Below are 18,141 nucleotides of genomic sequence, written 5' to 3' on the forward strand. Positions count from 1 at the left end.
TTCATAAATCTTGCATAAATATAAACCATTTTCTGCTAGCAGGCAACCAAAAAAGCACTTCCCCCTACGAAAGGGTTCAGTGCTTCTAAGAAACTCAGGTTTATTTGTCACCAAAGGTTACTTCTGGTGTTGTAAGCTTATCAAAAAAATCAACGGATTTATCCTTGTCTGCAGATGCACGAAGTGCCATTGCTGAACGTGGATGCTCATCAAGTGTACCTGTGATCATATAAGGAATGATATAGCCCCACTCCTCTTTCTCACGCAAAGGAATCATCAGGCGTTCAATAATATCAAGCACAGGGCGCAAGGAGTAACGTGTATTCTTCAAATGAGTTACTAACAGCTCTGTAGGGCAATTTCCTGCAGCTCGTCCCATCCCATAACAAGAAGCATCCAGTAACTCTACACCATTCTCAGCAGCAATCAACGTGTTGGAGAACGCCAACTGAAGATTATTGTGAGTATGTACGCCTAGACGTTTGTTTGGCAGATGTGTCTTGAACTTCTCAACCAGATAATTCATGTCATTGTGATCCAAGCTGCCGTATGAATCTACAATATATACCACATCAACAACGCTCTCACGGATCATTTCAAAAGCTTCCAACAATTCATTCTCCATAACATTAGACAAAGCCATAATGTTGATCGTTGTCTCATAGCCTAGATCATGGAAAGTTTGTACCAATTGGAGGGCTTTCTCTACATCTTTGCTGTAGCATGCCACACGAATCAAATCCAGCATACTTTCGCTGCGGGGCAAAATATCATTCTCATCCACGCGGCCGATATCAACCAAAGCAGATAGCTTGGTGTGACCTTTTTGCGGAATCACTTTACGCAGGAAATCATCGTCCAGAAAACGCCATGGTCCGGCACCCTCTGCTCCTTTGAGCAATTTTGGTGAATTTTTATAACCGATTTCCATATAATCAACACCAGCTTCATTCAAGCCGGCATATAAGTTTTGTACAAATTCCACACTAAAATCCCAGTTGTTCACTAGGCCCCCATCTCGGATGGTGCAGTCAACAATCTTACATTGATTAGTCTTCATAATTATCTCCCTTCAACTATTGCAATCATTATAACCGCGAATATAGCTTTACTATGCAATTTATATCGTATAATCATACTTTAATGAAGAATAAAATGTAAAGGAATTTCATCTTCTTCTCCTTAATGCTATTACCACATCGTGTCAGCGACAATGATCACAGTAAATAAGCCCTAAAAATGCTACATTACAAGAAAATCATTGAGATTGATTATCAGTCTCTTTTGGAGGGATAAAAATGGCTTCTACCTCTTGCTCATTGCTGCGACTACAACCGGGTTCGACCGGATATATTCATAAAATAGAAGGAATCAATCCTATCCTACGCCGTCGTCTGGCTGATCTTGGAGTGTCCGAGGGTGTGAGCATTCGCCTGAAAGGAAAAGGACCTTTTTTAGGACCTATTACCTTAGAGTGCAATGGACAACTGTTCGCCATCCGCCGGAAGGAAGCTTCATTGATTGAGGTGAACGTGTCTTGAGTTCAATAGCTCTTGTAGGTAACCCCAATACAGGTAAAACCTCTCTTTTCAATACGTTAACCTCCTCATACGAATATGTTGGTAACTGGTCAGGGGTAACGGTAGAAAAGAAGATCGGCAGCCTGAAGAACGGCGCTGGCAAGCTCATTGATTTGCCAGGTATCTATTCCTTGCACCCACTCTCACGCGATGAGGGGGTTGCTGCCCAGTATCTAATAGAAGAATCTCCAGAAGCCTTAATTAATATCGTGGATGCTTCACAGCTGGAACGAAATCTGCTGCTCACGCTTCAATTACTTGAGTATGGCAAACCTACCTTACTCGGACTGAATATGATTGACGTCGCTAATGCACGTGGAATTCGCATCAATCATGAAGTCTTACAATCACGACTGGGTATAACTGTCCTCCCGCTTGTTGCAAGAACGGGAAAAGGCTGCGCACAAGTCCTCAGTATTTTAGAGAAATCCTCTGCGATTCCCGCTGTAAAGTTCAAGTTGAACTACGGTGAGATTGTAGAGCATGCAATATCTTCTATAGAAAAGGAATTACTTCCTATCAAGGACTTACCAAATCACCGCTGGATTGCTCTACAGCTTATGGAGCAGAATCCGGTTATTCTTCATTTTCTGAAGACACGTATGGACACCACTCGCCTGCTAAACATCTGTGAATCCTGTCAGAGTGAGCTACAGATCAAAAAGCTGGCCCTGACGCTCCCCCAATGGATTCGCTCACAGCGGATGGATTATATCCACTCCATTTGTGAGGTTGTACTTGATACAACAACGCAGAAACCTCATAACTTAACAGAAAGATTAGATTCCATATTGACGCATCGTTTTCTAGGACTGCCCTTATTTATCTTCTTTATGTATGCTCTCTTTAAGACCACATTTGACTGGGTCGGCGGACCTCTATCAGATCTCCTCGATGGCCTGATCTCCGGACCGATTAGTGATGGAGCCAATTCCCTGCTTCAGACGCTTGGAGCATCCAGCTTCACGCATGCCCTGATTGTCGATGGATTAATTAGCGGTGTAGGGGGCGTCCTCGTCTTTGTCCCGCAAATCTTCATTCTCTTCCTGATCATTTCCTTCTTGGAGGATTCAGGATACATGGCTCGGGTTTGCTTATTAATGGACAGCACCATGGAACGTATGGGACTAAACGGAAAAGCATTTATTCCATTCATCATTGGCTTCGGCTGTAATGTACCTGCCATAATGGCGGCGCGCAGCATCGAACAGCCCAAAGACCGCATGCTGACCACCTTGCTAATGCCGCTGATGTCCTGTTCTGCGAGACTGCCTGTTTACGCTTTATTCGCAGCTGTGTTTTTTCCGGCGCAAGAGGCCGTATCAGTTCTGTCCATGTATGTGATGGGTATTGTGTTTGCTCTGATTCTTTGTAAGGTATTCTCTAAATATTTATTCAAAAATGAATCCTCAGTTTTCATGATCGAGCTTCCACCTTATCGTATGCCGCAGATCAAGACCTTATCGCGCAGCACTTGGGAAAAGGGCAAGGGTTTCCTGCGAAAAGCTGGAACTATTATTCTTGCAGGCTCAGCAATTATTTGGTTTATGTCTTATGCCGGTCCTGGCGGGTTTGATGTGGACATGGATCACAGCTTCCTGGCTAAGTTTGGAGGTATGATCGCCCCGCTACTGGCACCGCTTGGTTTCGGAACATGGCAGGCTGGCTCTACATTGGTTCCGGGATTTTTGGCAAAAGAGGTCGTAGTCTCTACCATGAATATCATCTATCATGCACCAGATGCTGCTGGTTTAGAAAATCAAATTTCTCAAGTCTTCACACCATTGAGTTCGATCAGCTTTATGGCTTTTATCCTGCTATATATTCCTTGTTTGGCTACTGTAGGGGTAATCAAAAAAGAAACAGCGTCTTGGAAATGGACCTTCTTCTCCATGGGGTATTCTCTCGTTCTGGCGTATATCGTATCTTTAATTATTTTTCAAGGCGGACGGTTATTAGGATGGTCGTAGACTTGTAAATTATAAGATTCTCATGATGAAAGTGGGGTACCATTATGATAAATGTTGTGATTGTCGCCTTAATTTTCGGTTATTCTGGCTGGACCATCTATCGACATGTGCAAAAGGGAAAGCAGGGCGCTTGTGCAGGCTGTGATAAAGGAAAAAGCTGCTCGGCAGCATCGATGGATTCCCCGCTTTCTTGTTGTTCAACACCGGTTAACAACAAGAAGTAGGCTTGTAAAATGGGCAATAAATAGTGATTTATCGTTTAGCCTCCTTAACTAACGGGTATGTTTGTTATAAGCAACTACAGACAATACCAAGGAGGTAATTCCTATGAATACCAAAAAGACATTATTTACAACGGTCGCATTGGGAGCAGCATATTTACTGAAGAATAAGGGAACTCGCGATAAAATTATGAACGGCATTCAATCTTACACTTCCCAATCGAAGGCCAAAAAATCCAGTGGTACTGTTTAAGCTTCTGCTCTTGGATTTCAATAAAGGGGTGTTCCCTAAACCAGACTCTGGTTTAGGGAACACCCCTTGTTGTTTAGAACGGACAGCTCCCCGGATGTTTAGATCTCGCTTTCGCTCAGCAGCCACTGAATGATAGAACGAACCATGACACCTGTTGCTCCCTTAGGATTAACTCCACGTTCTTTAGATACATATGCAGTGCCAGCAATATCTAGATGAATCCATGGCAAGCCCTCAGCAAACTCACCTACAAATAATCCGCCTGTAGTGGCTCCACCATATCTTCCAGCAGTGTTACGGATATCGGCAACCTCGCTCTTTAGCATCTCACGAAATTCCGGGTATGCCGGAAGCTGCCATACCTTTTCCCCTGAATAGCTTGAAGCGGCCAGAAATCGCTCCAGAAACGCTTCATCATTAGTTACAGCACCTGTTGCTATATCTCCCAAAGTGGACAACACAGCGCCTGTCAGTGTAGCTACATCGATAATACGTTTCGCTCCCCATTCCCGAGCATAAGTCAGCGCATCTCCCAGTACAATTCTGCCTTCAGCGTCGGTATTCAACACTTCTATCGTTCGTCCGCTCATGGAGGTAATAACATCTCCAGGCTTAAAAGCATTGGCCGATGGCATATTCTCCGCAGATGGAATAACCATAACGACATTAATTCGTGGACGTAAGCGGCCAAGCGCCTCCATTACTCCGAGTACAGCCGCTGCCCCGCCCATATCACTAATCAGCTCTTCCATACCTGGTGCCCTTTTTAAGGAGATCCCGCCGGTGTCAAAGGTAACTCCCTTCCCTACAAGCCCCACTACGTTATCCCAATTCCCTGTCCCCTGATAACGGATGACGATCATTCGTGGAGGGTTTACACTTCCTTTTCCGACTGCGAGCAATCCGCCCATTCCTTTTTGCTCAATTTCCCGTTCATCCAGCACCTCAGAAGGAAAGCCATATCGCTCAGCAACCTCTATAGCGGCCACAGCAAGGTCTGAGGGGGTCAATAGATTACCAGGCATGTTGGTCAAGCTCCGCGCCAAATTCGTGGCCTCACCGAAAGCTAGCCCCTTCTGAATGCCTTGAGTCCAATCCCGTCCGGCATTACCCTCTAATTTCTCTTTTATAGTGAAAACAACTGCTGTTGGGCCTGTATAAAAAGACTGCACCTGCTTATAGGTAGCCCGACGATAGGAACCTAGCATTAGCCCCTCCGTCAGCGCATAAGCAATAGAAGTCACATCCTTCTCTACGGTAAGCTCCTGTAATTTGTCCGGCACTTCAAATACCAGCTTGAGCGCCTTCAAACGAAGCGCTGCACGGGCTGTCTGAGCCCCCATTTGCCTTAGATCCTCAGTCGTGAGAAGTTGGTCCCCCCTGCCAACCAAAATAACAACAGGACAACCAGATGAATTCTCAGCAGGTAGTACATAAGTCTGATTAAGCTTGCCTTTAAATAAACCCGTCTTTCCCAATAGGCGAATTCTGTCATCCCATCCTTCGGAAAAGCCTCCATTCTCGACCTCAGACTCAGAAATAATAAGGATAAGGGCATCACCCTGCACATTGTTGGCAACACCACTGTTGTATTCTATATTCATTGTGATTACCTCCATTTGTTTCCCAAAACCAACACCCATTGTAACATAACAAAGGCTGATCTCCGCATCTGTATTATCCGCAGGGATCAGCCTCTTATTACTTATTCTAATGGATTAATGGCAAAGAGATCACAAAATGAGTACCCTCGTTAACTCTGCTGCTAACAGAAATGCATCCGCCATGATTTTTGATGATGCGGTCACTTACGGAAAGACCCAATCCTGTACCATTCTCTTTGGTAGTAAAGAAAGGATTAAATAACCTGTCCAGTGTACGAATATCCATTCCTTTACCGTTGTCAGATATGAACATACGGACCTCAGAGCCTTCTCTGCGGGCACCAACCTCGATTTTCCCCATGGAATCATCTTCTCGATCCGCTACAGCCTCCATTGCATTTCTAATCATATTAAGCACGACTTGCTTCATCTGTTTGACATCGCCAGAAATCACCATGTCCTCTTGAAGAGGATGAAGATTGATCTGGCAGCCTTTCATTAAAGCTTCGCTCTCTGTAAGGAGAACAACCTCCTTGAGCAATGCCGACACGGGTATCATCCCCACCTGCGGAACTGACGGCTTAGAGGAGGACAGAAATTCATGGATTATATCGTTCGCACGATCGATCTCGGCCAATATAATCTTGGCATATTCCTCTTTCCCCAGTTGGTGCAAGTATGGATGAAGCAGTTGAATAAATCCCCGGATCGCGGTCAAAGGATTCCGGATTTCATGGGCAATAGATGCGGATAATTTGCCTAGCATAGCCAAGCTATCGTTCTGGTAAGCCGTTTGTTCGATTAACTTATAATCCGAGATTTCCTTGACAGTGAACAAATAACATCCTTTCATTTGCTCTCCGCAGCATAAAGTAACCTTCCAGTAACGGCCATACTCGTCTAGAAACTCATAATTTGATTTTCCTTTGTATACCATCTCTCTGTAGCTCTGCATTACTTGTTTTTTCTTGGAACGGCTCAGTCGAACATTAGACAGTAGATGGGAAAATGTGCAGCCCACAAGAGAGTGACGGGTAAGTTCAAGCATCCCGTACATTTGCTTATTTACAAAACTTATAACTCCCTCTTCATCAAAAAGCATGATTCCGCTGTCAATATTCTCTAGAACATCCTCGTATGTAGTATCCACAGGTCCAGTTTGATAGGTTCTTCCCGGTAATAGAAGACTTTCTTGATATTGGCTAATCACGATACGAAGTTCCCCCTTTTACTGCATTTGACGAAGACGCTTAAGCGACATCAAATTACTATGTATTTGAGTGTATGACGAAGCCGCCAGAACATTCGGTAATCGTTGCACTTTTTCCAACCGGTTCAATTATATTCCAATCATATCCAAGAGAACTAGACAACGCAATCGGAGAAACTGTCGAATGGTAAAAAAATTCATAAAATGATTCCAAAGACATATGAAACATCACATCAAATTATATTTATCGCTATTTATTCGCCTAAATGATTTAAAAAAATCTAAAAAGGATCACGAAAAACTAAAAAGGATTATAAAAAGCTAAAAAGCCCCCGCGATTGCGGAGGCTTACATGGAAAAATGGGGCATGCCCAAAAAATTAGTAATAAACTTATGCCTTTTGTTGCAGGCGTAGACGGCGCTGACTCATCACAGCTAACCTTTTTTTCAATTCCCGTTCCCACTTGGTATCCTCAATCTGTTTGGCTACAGCTAGCAGATCAAGCGCCATATCGATTTGATTGCGTACAACGGCTAGAGGATCTTCACTCTCGACGTTAATGACGTTCTCGAAAATTGCAGTTTCGTCTTCCATGACATAGTCCTGAAAGTCCACGTCGGTAACACCATCTCCATGTGCATATTCCGCTAAGATCTCATATTCATTCTCGACCTTGTAGTGAACCTCCACACGATGACATACCGGACAAAAAAGCAGGGGAACATTATGGACTTGCGTGCGATAATGTTTTAGGGTCCCCTTTGTTCCTACCATACTCGCTCCACAGCAAAAGCTCATATTTGTTCGCCCTCCTTAGAGATAACCCTTTGATTGTTTATTATTGTATTACATTACCCCAATGGAGATTCCTCCACTCGAGGACATAATATAACTTTTCGCGCCTATTTTCAAATCTATTTAGATATACAAGATCTTTTGGTGCAAAAAACCCCCTTACAGAAAATTTTCTGCAAGGAGGTAGAAATCAGAATATCAAAGATCACTATGATAACGGTCTAAAATTTACAGATTCTTATCGCCCGGCTTCCAGTTCATTGGGCATAAACCACCAGATTGCAAGGCTTGCAGAACACGAAGAGTTTCTTCCACACTGCGGCCTACATCATTGTGGTTAACGACTTGATATTTCAATTCGCCTTCAGGATCGATAATGAACAAGCCACGCAATGCGATACCTTCTTCTTCAATCAAAATGCCATAGTCTTTAGAGACTTGTTTCGTAATATCAGCTGCAAGCGGGAAATTCAAACGACCAAGGCCGTTGGAATCCTTAGGGGTATTAATCCAAGCTTTGTGGCTGTGGATCGAATCGATGCTTGCGCCGAGAATCGCTGTATCAAGTGCTTCAAACTGTGCTGCTGCGTCACTGAGAGCTGTGATTTCAGTTGGACATACAAATGTGAAATCAAGCGGATAGAAGAAGAATACAAGCCATTTGCCACGATAATCAGACAAGCTTACTTTACCAAAATCCTTACCATCACCTGATACGGTTTCCATAGTAAAATCGGGAGCCGGTCTACCTACTAAACGTTCCGCCATTGCTAGAATCCTCCCTCTGATTATGTAAGAAAAAATACCATTTGTATCTCTCAATATACTGAAAAATGCTGAAATAGATAATATCTTGTCTACTTAACAAATGGTATCATCGCACAAAATCAAAGTCAAGATTAGATCAATTATTTATTTATAATTATTATAAATAGAAGATTAGGCTTTGCGGATTGCTGCAACAATCAGGTCGCCCATTTCAGTTGTACTGATCGCTTTGCTCTTATCCACGGCGATATCACTTGTACGGTGTCCTGCATCCAATACTGCAGCAACTGCCGCTTCGATTGCAGCAGCAGCATCCTCATAACCAAAGGTTAAGCGGAACATCAGGGCCAGCGACAAGATTGTTGCGATCGGGTTCGCAAGCCCTTGTCCGGCAATATCAGGAGCAGAGCCGTGAACGGGCTCGTAGAGACCATAGTTGCCGTCACCCATCGAAGCTGAAGCAAGCATACCGATAGAACCTGTCAGCATAGCAGCCTCGTCGCTCAAGATATCACCAAACATGTTCTCAGTAACGATAACGTCAAAGCTAGATGGACGGCGCAGCAGCTGCATTGCGCAGTTATCAACCAGTACATGCTCTACCTCTACCTCCGGATATTCTGGAGCGATCTTATTCACAACCTCACGCCACAAACGTGAAGTTTCAAGTACATTCGCTTTATCAACACTCGCCAGTTTATTACGGCGCTTGCCGGCAATCTCAAAAGCTTGGCGGACAATTCGTTCTACTTCCATTACGTTATACACACAGGTGTCCACAGCTTCTTCACCATGTTCTCCTTGACGGCGCAATTTATCTCCGAAGTAAATCCCGCCAGTCAGTTCGCGAACTACCATAAGATCTGTGCCTTCCAGGACTTCAGGCTTCAAAGTCGAAGCATCCTTAAGACAGTCAAATACGACAGCTGGACGCAGGTTGGAGAACAACCCCAGTGCTTTGCGAATTCCAAGTAGTCCGGTTTCGGGACGAAGCTCCTTTGGATTATTATCCCATTTTGGTCCACCAACAGCACCCAATAACACAGCATCTGCGCTACGACAGATTTCAAGGGTATCTTCCGGCAGCGGAGTGCCCTTCTCGTCTATAGCAATACCGCCAAATAATGCATGCTCTGTTTCAAAAGCATAACCGAATACTTCTTCTGTTACTTTCAATACTTTTTCCGCTTCTGCTACAACTTCTGGTCCAATACCGTCCCCTGCGATTACGGCGATTTTTTTAACTTCACTCATCTCAGTCACTCCTCAAGTTTTCTGCTCTAACAGACATAGTTCTTCTTTATATTGTTGTATCATACCCAGTCGTAAAGGACAAAGATATAGATTCTATTGAGCTGATAGGTATAGCCTATAAATAGAGAGGATCAGACCACTACCGTCAATGCTGAGCATATTTGCTCTTAGTTCTGAAGATGTTTACAATTAATATGAAGTCATCTATCAAAGGAGTGAATGCGAAGTGCAATATGCAAAGCTTGGCAAATCCGGCATGAAGGTCAGTCGCCTATGTCTAGGAACGATGAATTTTGGCCCGCAGACGGATGAAAAAGAAGCCTTCCGCATCATGGACGCTGCACTGGATGCAGGTGTTAATTTTTTTGATACCGCTAACATTTACGGCTGGGGCGAAAATTCTGGCCTGACTGAAACCATTATCGGACGCTGGTTTAAACAAGGCGGCGGGCGGCGGGAAAAGGTTGTACTAGCCACCAAAGTTTATGGAGCCATGAATGATAACCTTGATGGTCCTAATGATGAAGAAGGATTATCCTCATATATCATTCGCCGCCATCTTGAAGGGTCCCTGCAGCGTCTTCAGACCGATCATATTGAATTGTACCAGATGCATCATATAGACCGCAGTACGTCCTGGGAAGAGCTCTGGGGGGCTTTCGAGCTGGCTGTGAGTCAAGGCAAGATTGGTTATGTCGGTTCCAGTAACTTTGCAGGCTGGGATATCGCCATAGCTCAACAAGAAGCAAAGGCTCGTGGTTTTCTTGGACTAGTCTCAGAGCAGCATAAATACAGCCTGACCTGTCGGCTTCCTGAACTTGAAGTTTTGCCAGCCGCTCGCCATCTGGGGCTAGGTATTATTCCTTGGAGCCCACTCGATGGAGGTCTGCTCGGAAGAAATGCACTCAAAAAAATAGAGGGCAGCCGGAGTGGCGGAAATGCAGATCGTGTAGAGCAGCACAAGAGCCAGCTTGAGGCTTTTGCCAGCTTATGTATGGAGCTGGGAGAACCACAGGATAATGTCGCTCTTGCTTGGTTACTGGCTAATCCTGCTGTAACTGCTCCAATTATCGGCCCTCGCACCCTGGAGCAATTTGAGAGTGCGCTGCGCAGTCTTGAGATTGTGCTAGATGAAGCTGTGCTTAAACGACTAGATGAAATATTCCCTGGACCCGGCGGTGAAGCCCCTAAAGCGTATGCTTGGTAGGTAAGTTCTATCACAAAGGAGCTGAGGCCTCAGCAGAATCAATACGCTGAAGCCCAGCTCCCTTTTATTCATTCTTATTCAGCTGTGTCCACGGTCACACTTCCATTACTCGTGCTTAAGTCCACAGTATAAGTGGCTTTACCAAGCACAGCGGTACCATAGCTATCGCCGTCCCGATCCCAGGGTACATTCCCCTTCAGCGAGCCATTGCTTGTATCTGCAATAATCTTCGCATCCGACACGGCCGGCAAGCCCACTATAATCTTTCCATTACTGGATGTACATTTCCAGTTTCCGGTCACTGCTGAGTTTATAGTAATTTTGCCGTTGCTGCTCTTGGCTGACAACGTCCCATCAATGTTATCCAATACTATGGCTCCATTAGAGCTCACGAGTTCAACTTCACCTTGGATATTCTGTACGGATAGTGACCCATTGCTGGTATGCGCATCCACTTCGCCGACTATATCATGAATATTTAATGCACCATTACTTGTCTCAACCTCTATACCTGACTTTAGATTCCAGGCTTCTATAGAGCCATCACTTGTCTCAACCTCAACAGCAAGGTTATTGGGTGCACTTACATTTAGATAAGGACTTTTGGTATTGAATCCAAACTGAATGTTAGAGAACCAATTATGATCGGAATCAAGCTCCATAATCAGTGTATCTCCTTCAGTACTAACCTTCCATTTCTTTTCTAGTGCACTTTCAGCATCACTTTGCGATTTTCCAGGCAGCAGTAAACTTCCCTCATAATCCAAAGAGCTTCCAGCTACACCCTCAACCTTTACTTTTCCACTTGGAAGTACAATTTTGAGCGTCGTAATATTCTCTTTCACTTCCACATTCCCACTAAGCGGAGTTAGATGTGTATTACCGATCAGATTGCTGAGTGAACCTCCGGCCATTACTGTCTGAGCACCACTTGCTCCGATCAGCACAATAATTAACAGGATGGCCCAGCCGCTTACACGGCTTTTGACATCGGATTTGATAAAAAGTCTAATCAACATCTCAAGTCCGAATAAGACCAACAACGCCGGCCATAAAAAACCAAGCACCTCATAGCTGATCATATCATACTGAGCCATCACGATAATGACACCAAGGGCAATGCAGCCCAAGGCTGCTGTGAAACTTCCTATTTTCCATCTCCCCATAGTTAAATCCCCGTTTCTTATGCTCTCGTATTGTTCCTTAACATCTTCAGTCCGTACGCAATCAGACCCACTGATAATAAGATCGTGCCGATGTTGATCTCAGTCAGCATATCCCAAAGGGTAGGGAAAGCTGTGATTACCAACATGAGGAATCCAGCAACAACACAGCCGATTCCCACCCAAGCTGGATTGATCTCTTCATGCGGATATCCAGGCATAGAGGACATCCCCATGGTCCAAGGGGCTCCGAAGCTGTCTGGATGAAACATCATTCGTTCGTGTTCAGCAGCAGTTATTTTCATCCAAGCCGCCTTCTGCAGGGCATCAAACAATTGATAAAACCACAGCGCCGCCAGGGCAAACGGGAAGATCAAGGGCTCGGACGGAATAAACATTATACATAAGGACGCCCCGATCATAAACTGTAAACCCTGCTTTTTAAAGCCTAAGTACAAATGACCTACTCCAGGTACCATAGCCAGCATAAAAGTGAGCCAACGTCTCTTCTTAATCATAATACATCCTCCTAAAATTTGGGTAGCAAAACTTTAGCCAATTTAAACATCTATTAATGATCAATTATTTTATTTCTATCTCCCAAAGCCACCAAACCACTGGGTTACTGAATTCGACATATGGCCGTTTATTTCGGTAATGCCATAGGCCAAATTCTCAAATACCCCAAACTGCAACAATAACAAACTGAGGCAAGCAGCCACTCCATAATGAATCCATGAGGTTTTTGGGGCAGAACGACGTCTTACATTTGTCGCCTTAGTCGCTCGTGATCTGCGCCCTGTTTCGAGCTGCTCAATATGTGTCATAACATCTGCTGCGAGATCCGGGAAGTCCATCTGCGCCTGCAGCTGTTCTCTGTCAGCATCCATTTCCGACCACAGCTCCGACATTGCTTTGGCTTCCTCCAGCCACTCTGCGCAATCAGGACATGACTCTATGTGCAATCGGATACTCAGCTCCATCTCTGGAGACAGTAGGCCGTCTATATAATGTGGCATCCATTCCTTCACTATTGCACAATTCATCGCCATTCCTCCCTTTGTTTACGCATCATCTGTCTGGCTCGATAAAGCTGCGATTCGATTGTTTTCACGGAAACTCCCTTTTGCTCTGCAATCTCTTGGTAGGAATTCCGCTGAAAATAGTACAGCTGGACGACCGACCGGTACGGTTCCGCCAGACTGTTCACATTCTCTCCTAATTCAGCTGATGTTTCCTGCTCAAGTACCTCATGCTCCGGAGTTTGAGACGTTACCCAATCATTTTCTGTGTAATCAGCTGCACTTCGGTACTTCCACTCCCTATCGTTGGCCCGTTTCCAGTCCAGACAGGTGCGGTAGGCAATCCGATACAGCCATGTCGAGAAGGAGGACTGTCCTCTGAAAGAGGGGAGCGCTTTATATGCTTTTATAAAAACCTCCTGGGCCATATCTTTGGCCGATTCGGCTTCCCCTGTGATTTTGACGCATACTCTGTATACCATGCCTTGGTAACGTGTCACCAAATGCCCAAAGGCTTGATGTTGACCGTTCAGCACAGCAGCAATCCATTCTGCCTCTTCCAGCTTTCTCCCCTCCTTCACCTTCATAACGTTAGACGCCAGACAATCCTTCCCCCCTGCAACCTATGCATAAATTTTTTTGAATTTTTTGAAATAGGCCGAAGAGAGGAATATATAGTTTGTTGTCGAATAATGTTTAACTACTATGACTAAAAGAAAACTCTTCTTAATTATCGCATTGTTTCTTATTATACTCACTGGATTTCGTATCCTATGGGTAATGATTTCTCCACACACCACACAACCACCATTGATCAATGGGGTGTTGGATTTACGGGATCAAAATTTGAATCCGGACAAACTTCTTATTTTAAATGGGCAGTGGGAGTTCTACCCGGGTATGCTGCTTCCTTCATTCAACGAACAATCTCTAACTTCTGCTCCTACAAAATATATACAAGTCCCGGGGAACTGGAAAGATGCACTTAGCGATAGCGATAGTGATAAATCGGCTTATGGCTACGGCTCCTATCGACTACGTGTGCTTACAGATAATAATAAGAAGCAATCTTATAGTCTTCTCATTTCCGGAGCTCGCTCTTCTTCAGAAGTGTATATCAATGGTGAACAGCTGGGCAGCTCTGGCACTCCTGCTGAGAGTAAAGAGCACTATATCCCATACATACTGCCTTATTCAGTATCCTTTACAACCGATAAAAGTGAACTTGAAATTGTGATCCATGTAGCCAACTATTCCTTTTCCCAAACGGGAGGCATTTCTAAAACGATTGTATTTGGCAGCGAAAAAGCTTTAACACAGGAAAGACTGCTCTCTATTAGCCTACAGTTGCTATTATGTGTTGTACTGCTGCTGCACGCTGTATATGCTGTTATTTTATATATAATTGGGCTGCGGCAAAAGATGTTGATCTATTTTTTTCTGCTGGTAATATCCGCTATAACTACTGTACTTATAGATGATGACAGGCTTTTATTGCACGTACTTCCCTTGAACTATCAATGGAATTTCAAACTATTTTTTATCTCTTATATTGCTGTATTTATTTTTATCCTGCAGACAAGCAAACATCTTTTGTTCGCGGATTTAAAAATAAAAAGTATTCGTATCCTAACCATCCTGTCCATAGTAGACATCCTGTTCATATTATTTGGACCCGTTGTTCACTATTATGAATTTCACACACTGATTTTCGGCATAAATTTATTAGTTTTAGCATTAGGTGTCGTAATTCTTTTTCTGAGATCTATTGTTAAAAATTACGAAGGCTCTATTTTCCTGTTGTTATCCATGCTTGCCATCGTTAACAGCACACTTTGGGGAATGTTCAAGAATTATAACTGGGTCAACGTTACCTATTATCCTTTTGATCTAATTATCGCCTTTTTGTGCTTTGCGACTTTTGGATTTAAGCGATATCACTGGAATACTAAGGAGACAGAAAAACTGGCGCACAGCCTGCAGAGAAGTGTTACGCAAAAGGATGTTTTTTTGGCTAACACCTCACATGAATTAAAAAATCCGCTGTACAGTATCATTAACATTGCCGAAACTGTTCTGGACAGCGAGCGTGACACTGTAACGCATCAAAATGCTGAGAATTTAAAACTGCTCATTACCGTTGGAAGACGTATGTCCCTTCTGGTAGACGATCTGCTGGATCAATCCCAGCTCCGTGAAAGCAATATACAATTGCAGCTCAGAGAACTTAAGATTCAATCCTTCGCAGTGGGTGTGCTTGATATGTTCAAATTCTTAACAGAAGGGAAATCTTTAACCTTAATCTCAGAAATACCAGATTCATTCCCTTCTATTGTGGCTGATGAAAAAAGACTCATTCAGATCTTGTTCAATCTGCTTCAAAATGCTGTTAAATATACGACTGTAGGCACGATAAGAATCCATGCAGATATTCATAAAAAATCGGCGCAGATTCATATTACGGATACTGGTCTTGGCATGAACGAGGAGACGTTGCTCAGAGCTTTCCAGCCCTATGAACAGGGCGACTCCAGCATGAACGAAGTTAGCGGTGGCATCGGGCTTGGATTAAGCACCAGCAAGCAGTTAGTTGAACTTCACGGCGGGAAAATAAGTGTAGTCTCTACACTTGGAGAAGGTACTACCTTCACATTCACAATGCCGTTATACGATTCAACCAGCCGGGTATTGAATTCAGAACTGCCCTCTATGACTGAATTCTCGGACACGCCATCTATGATCACTTTATCCAAATTAACCGCGCCGGGTATCGTTTCATCAGCCCATGGCAGGAGACCCAAGCTTCTGGCTGTAGATGATGATCCGGTTAATCTAAAAATACTTACCAACGTACTTTCCATCAAGGACTATGAAATCGTTACGGTGACCAGCGGAAACGATGCTTTACTATTGCTGGATACCGCTCAGTGGGATTTAATTATTACAGATGTAATGATGCCACAAATGTCCGGGTATGAACTGGCGCATAGAATTCGTGAACGTTACACCATTGCTGAGCTTCCCATTTTGCTTCTGACGGCACGAAACCAACCAGAAGATATTTATACCGGATTCATTTCAGGTGCAAATGACTATGTAATGAAGCCTATGAATGCAATAGAGCTGAAGGCCCGTGTACGCTCCTTAACAGATCTAAAACAGTCCGTAAACGAACGGCTTCGTGTGGAAGCTGCCTATCTTCAAGCGCAAATACAACCACATTTCTTGTTCAACACATTAAATTCAATATCCGCGCTGGCCTCTTTTGATATTAATAGAATGAGTCACCTTGTGGATGCCTTCAGCTCTTATTTGCGTTTAAGCTTCAATTTCCTGAATGCTGAGCCTATGATACCGATTGAACGAGAGCTTGAGCTTGTTCATGCCTACCTCTACATAGAGAAGGAGCGCTTTGAAGATAGGATGACCATTCATTGGGATTATGAGGAAAGCTTGCATTTTCAGCTGCCGCCTCTGACTATACAGCCACTGGTTGAAAATGCTGTCCGGCACGGTATTTTGAGTCGCTCCCAAGGAGGAACGGTGTCCATAACCATCAAGGAACAAGCTGGCGATATTGAAATCACGATATCAGACAATGGCCAAGGCATGAAAAACGAACAACTCCAGCAGTTGCTCAGCAATCCGTCTAATGATGTACGAGGAATCGGATTTTTAAATACACATAAACGGCTGTTGCGGGTCTACGGAAAAGGGCTGCAGATTAAAAGCTCCGAAGGGAAAGGAACTTCTGTGAGTTTTATTATTCCTTCTGACAAAAAAAATCCGATTCGAAAACTTTCTGATTAACAGACAAACTATTGTGAACCCAAATATCAAGTAAGGATTCGACGTATTTTTGGCTAAAATACTATATCTGAGTGGTGATTAATAATGATTCAGGCAATATTAGTTGACGATGAACGGCTTGCCCTTGTGAAATTAGAGTTTATGTTAAAAAAAATACCATCCATACATATAGCCGCTTCCTATACGGACCCCTCGCAGGCCATTCAAGAGGCTCCGTCTTATCATCCTGACGTTATTTTTATTGATATTGAAATGCCTGAAATTAATGGTCTTCAAGCTGCCGAGATGCTCCAAGAGACCTGTCCAAACGCAAATATTATCTTTGTTACCGCGTATAACCATTATGCTGTGGAAGCCTTTGAGATCAATGCGCTCGATTATATTTTGAAGCCTGTGCGAAATGACCGACTACTGAAGGCCGTCCAACGGTTAGAAGAAAGATTGTCACTTGCCCCAAAACTCATCATTGCAACAGAAGAGGTAACCATTCGTTGTCTTCAATCGCTTCGTTTTGAACGAGGTGGACAATCTCTGAATAATCTGCGTTGGAGAACCTCTAAGGCCCAAGAGTTATTTGCTTTTTTGCTCCATAATCGCAACCGCTTTGTAAGTAAAGACATGCTGATTGAACTGCTGTGGCCTGACTTTAATCTGAAAAAGGCTTCTACCCATCTCTATACAACAATTTATCAAGTCCGGCAATGCTTAAAGCAGAATGAAGTCGACCTGCATATCAGCAACCTTAGCGGGGGGGAAGGCTATACCCTTGAAACCGGATCAATGTTGATCGATGTAGATAAGTGGGAACAGGGGATTCTGGCTCTGGAAACCATTAGTGAAGTTAATTGTGCGGAGCATCAAGTTTTATTCGAGCTTTATTCTGGAGATTACTTTGACGATTATGATTATTTATGGGCCGAAAGTGAGCGGCAACGCCTTCGTACCATTTGGCTGCACCATGCAATGGGCATTGCCCAATTTTATATAGAAAGCAACAGAATTGCCGAAGCCGTTACTGTCTATCAACGAGTAGTGCAGCTGCAGCCTTATTTTGAACAAGGGCATTTAGGATTAATGAAGGTCTACGACAGTATTGGAGAACGTTCCGCTGTGGAAGAGCAGTACAAGCTGCTCAAGGATTTGTTCCAAAAGGAACTTAACCTTGGCCTTCCAGCCAGCGTTGAGCACTGGTACGAGCAATGGGAACAGTTTAACCATAGAGTGCGATGAGCTAAATACCCTATCAAGACATAATAAAGACACCCGGATAAAACCGGGTGTCT

Annotated in this window: 17 protein-coding genes; 7 read left to right on the forward strand and 10 right to left on the reverse strand. The window is 43.8% G+C overall.

The window, feature by feature from the left end:
- Positions 1–100: 100 nt before the first annotated feature.
- A complete protein-coding gene (locus NST45_RS20780; protein WP_170914180.1) occupies positions 101–1,060 on the reverse strand; it encodes an aldolase catalytic domain-containing protein in 960 nt (319 codons plus the stop codon).
- 238 nt (positions 1,061–1,298) lie between these two features.
- On the opposite strand from NST45_RS20780, the gene NST45_RS20785 reads away from it, so the two are divergent.
- The 4 genes from NST45_RS20785 to NST45_RS20800 all read left to right on the forward strand — a co-directional run bounded on the left by NST45_RS20785 (position 1,299) and on the right by NST45_RS20800 (position 4,024).
- The gene (locus NST45_RS20785; RefSeq protein ID WP_036680093.1) at positions 1,299–1,541 is read left to right on the forward strand and encodes a FeoA family protein; all 243 of its coding nucleotides are present in this window, start codon (positions 1,299–1,301) and stop codon (positions 1,539–1,541) included.
- Positions 1,538–3,550 (forward strand): ferrous iron transport protein B, encoded by a 2,013-nt coding sequence (gene feoB / locus NST45_RS20790; RefSeq protein WP_076141105.1) that lies wholly within the window; start codon positions 1,538–1,540, stop codon positions 3,548–3,550. The genes NST45_RS20785 and feoB overlap by 4 nt, the downstream gene beginning before the upstream one ends.
- A 44-nt stretch (positions 3,551–3,594) precedes the next feature.
- On the forward strand, positions 3,595–3,774 hold the full coding sequence (locus NST45_RS20795; RefSeq protein ID WP_038569228.1) for a FeoB-associated Cys-rich membrane protein: 180 nt from the start codon (positions 3,595–3,597) through the stop codon (positions 3,772–3,774).
- A gap of 103 nt (positions 3,775–3,877) precedes the next feature.
- Positions 3,878–4,024, forward strand: coding sequence for a hypothetical protein (locus tag NST45_RS20800; RefSeq protein WP_176462669.1), 147 nt, complete (start codon positions 3,878–3,880; stop codon positions 4,022–4,024).
- A gap of 98 nt (positions 4,025–4,122) precedes the next feature.
- Here NST45_RS20800 and NST45_RS20805 read toward each other — a convergent pair whose 3' ends face one another.
- From NST45_RS20805 to leuB, 5 genes are all read right to left on the reverse strand, one after another.
- Positions 4,123–5,628, reverse strand: a complete 1,506-nt coding sequence (locus NST45_RS20805; protein WP_143759125.1) for a leucyl aminopeptidase — start codon at positions 5,626–5,628, stop codon at positions 4,123–4,125.
- Positions 5,629–5,734: 106 nt separating this feature from the next.
- Entirely contained in the window at positions 5,735–6,838 is a 1,104-nt protein-coding gene (locus NST45_RS20810; RefSeq protein ID WP_038569226.1) for an ATP-binding protein, read from the reverse strand.
- Between the two features lie 391 nt (positions 6,839–7,229).
- Complete coding sequence (locus tag NST45_RS20815) at positions 7,230–7,637, reverse strand: hypothetical protein (protein ID WP_036680100.1); 408 nt, start codon at positions 7,635–7,637, stop codon at positions 7,230–7,232.
- A 225-nt stretch (positions 7,638–7,862) separates the two neighbouring features.
- Positions 7,863–8,402, reverse strand: coding sequence for a peroxiredoxin (locus NST45_RS20820; protein WP_036680102.1), 540 nt, complete (start codon positions 8,400–8,402; stop codon positions 7,863–7,865).
- A gap of 171 nt (positions 8,403–8,573) precedes the next feature.
- Entirely contained in the window at positions 8,574–9,656 is a 1,083-nt protein-coding gene (gene leuB / locus NST45_RS20825; RefSeq protein WP_036680106.1) for a 3-isopropylmalate dehydrogenase, read from the reverse strand.
- Positions 9,657–9,882: 226 nt separating this feature from the next.
- On the opposite strand from leuB, the gene NST45_RS20830 reads away from it, so the two are divergent.
- Positions 9,883–10,863 (forward strand): aldo/keto reductase, encoded by a 981-nt coding sequence (locus tag NST45_RS20830; RefSeq protein ID WP_036680109.1) that lies wholly within the window; start codon positions 9,883–9,885, stop codon positions 10,861–10,863.
- 74 nt (positions 10,864–10,937) lie between these two features.
- Here the strand turns inward: NST45_RS20830 and NST45_RS20835 are convergent, their stop codons facing one another.
- The 4 genes from NST45_RS20835 to NST45_RS20850 all read right to left on the reverse strand — a co-directional run bounded on the left by NST45_RS20835 (position 10,938) and on the right by NST45_RS20850 (position 13,635).
- Positions 10,938–12,029 (reverse strand): DUF5668 domain-containing protein, encoded by a 1,092-nt coding sequence (locus NST45_RS20835; RefSeq protein WP_076107263.1) that lies wholly within the window; start codon positions 12,027–12,029, stop codon positions 10,938–10,940.
- A gap of 17 nt (positions 12,030–12,046) precedes the next feature.
- On the reverse strand, positions 12,047–12,544 hold the full coding sequence (locus NST45_RS20840; protein ID WP_036680114.1) for a hypothetical protein: 498 nt from the start codon (positions 12,542–12,544) through the stop codon (positions 12,047–12,049).
- Between the two features lie 75 nt (positions 12,545–12,619).
- Positions 12,620–13,072 (reverse strand): zf-HC2 domain-containing protein, encoded by a 453-nt coding sequence (locus NST45_RS20845; protein ID WP_038569222.1) that lies wholly within the window; start codon positions 13,070–13,072, stop codon positions 12,620–12,622.
- Positions 13,069–13,635, reverse strand: coding sequence for an RNA polymerase sigma factor (locus NST45_RS20850; protein WP_051491104.1), 567 nt, complete (start codon positions 13,633–13,635; stop codon positions 13,069–13,071). Before NST45_RS20850 ends, NST45_RS20845 begins: the two co-directional genes overlap by 4 nt.
- A gap of 118 nt (positions 13,636–13,753) precedes the next feature.
- Here NST45_RS20850 and NST45_RS20855 point away from each other — a divergent pair, with 118 nt between their 5' ends.
- Both NST45_RS20855 and NST45_RS20860 read left to right on the forward strand, forming a co-directional pair.
- On the forward strand, positions 13,754–16,858 hold the full coding sequence (locus NST45_RS20855) for an ATP-binding protein (RefSeq protein WP_038569221.1): 3,105 nt from the start codon (positions 13,754–13,756) through the stop codon (positions 16,856–16,858).
- Between the two features lie 84 nt (positions 16,859–16,942).
- Positions 16,943–18,088, forward strand: coding sequence for a response regulator (locus NST45_RS20860; protein WP_051491105.1), 1,146 nt, complete (start codon positions 16,943–16,945; stop codon positions 18,086–18,088).
- Positions 18,089–18,141: the final 53 nt, after the last annotated feature.

It is taken from the genome of Paenibacillus sp. FSL R7-0163 (assembly GCF_037969975.1).
GTDB classification, from domain to species: domain Bacteria; phylum Bacillota; class Bacilli; order Paenibacillales; family Paenibacillaceae; genus Paenibacillus_AQ; species Paenibacillus_AQ odorifer.

What these genes read in the sequence shown, in the direction of transcription:
- leuB (WP_036680106.1), bottom strand. Translation starts at nt 9,656, where the DNA reads ATGAGTGAAGTTAAAAAAATCGCCGTAATCGCAGGGGACGGTATTGGA.
- NST45_RS20820 (WP_036680102.1), bottom strand. Translation starts at nt 8,402, where the DNA reads ATGGCGGAACGTTTAGTAGGTAGACCGGCTCCCGATTTTACTATGGAA.
- NST45_RS20795 (WP_038569228.1), top strand. Translation starts at nt 3,595, where the DNA reads ATGATAAATGTTGTGATTGTCGCCTTAATTTTCGGTTATTCTGGCTGG.
- NST45_RS20845 (WP_038569222.1), bottom strand. Translation starts at nt 13,072, where the DNA reads ATGAATTGTGCAATAGTGAAGGAATGGATGCCACATTATATAGACGGC.
- NST45_RS20835 (WP_076107263.1), bottom strand. Translation starts at nt 12,029, where the DNA reads ATGGGGAGATGGAAAATAGGAAGTTTCACAGCAGCCTTGGGCTGCATT.
- NST45_RS20780 (WP_170914180.1), bottom strand. Translation starts at nt 1,060, where the DNA reads ATGAAGACTAATCAATGTAAGATTGTTGACTGCACCATCCGAGATGGG.
- NST45_RS20800 (WP_176462669.1), top strand. Translation starts at nt 3,878, where the DNA reads ATGAATACCAAAAAGACATTATTTACAACGGTCGCATTGGGAGCAGCA.
- NST45_RS20805 (WP_143759125.1), bottom strand. Translation starts at nt 5,628, where the DNA reads ATGAATATAGAATACAACAGTGGTGTTGCCAACAATGTGCAGGGTGAT.
- NST45_RS20850 (WP_051491104.1), bottom strand. Translation starts at nt 13,635, where the DNA reads ATGAAGGTGAAGGAGGGGAGAAAGCTGGAAGAGGCAGAATGGATTGCT.
- NST45_RS20860 (WP_051491105.1), top strand. Translation starts at nt 16,943, where the DNA reads ATGATTCAGGCAATATTAGTTGACGATGAACGGCTTGCCCTTGTGAAA.
- NST45_RS20785 (WP_036680093.1), top strand. Translation starts at nt 1,299, where the DNA reads ATGGCTTCTACCTCTTGCTCATTGCTGCGACTACAACCGGGTTCGACC.
- NST45_RS20815 (WP_036680100.1), bottom strand. Translation starts at nt 7,637, where the DNA reads ATGAGCTTTTGCTGTGGAGCGAGTATGGTAGGAACAAAGGGGACCCTA.
- NST45_RS20840 (WP_036680114.1), bottom strand. Translation starts at nt 12,544, where the DNA reads ATGATTAAGAAGAGACGTTGGCTCACTTTTATGCTGGCTATGGTACCT.
- NST45_RS20855 (WP_038569221.1), top strand. Translation starts at nt 13,754, where the DNA reads ATGACTAAAAGAAAACTCTTCTTAATTATCGCATTGTTTCTTATTATA.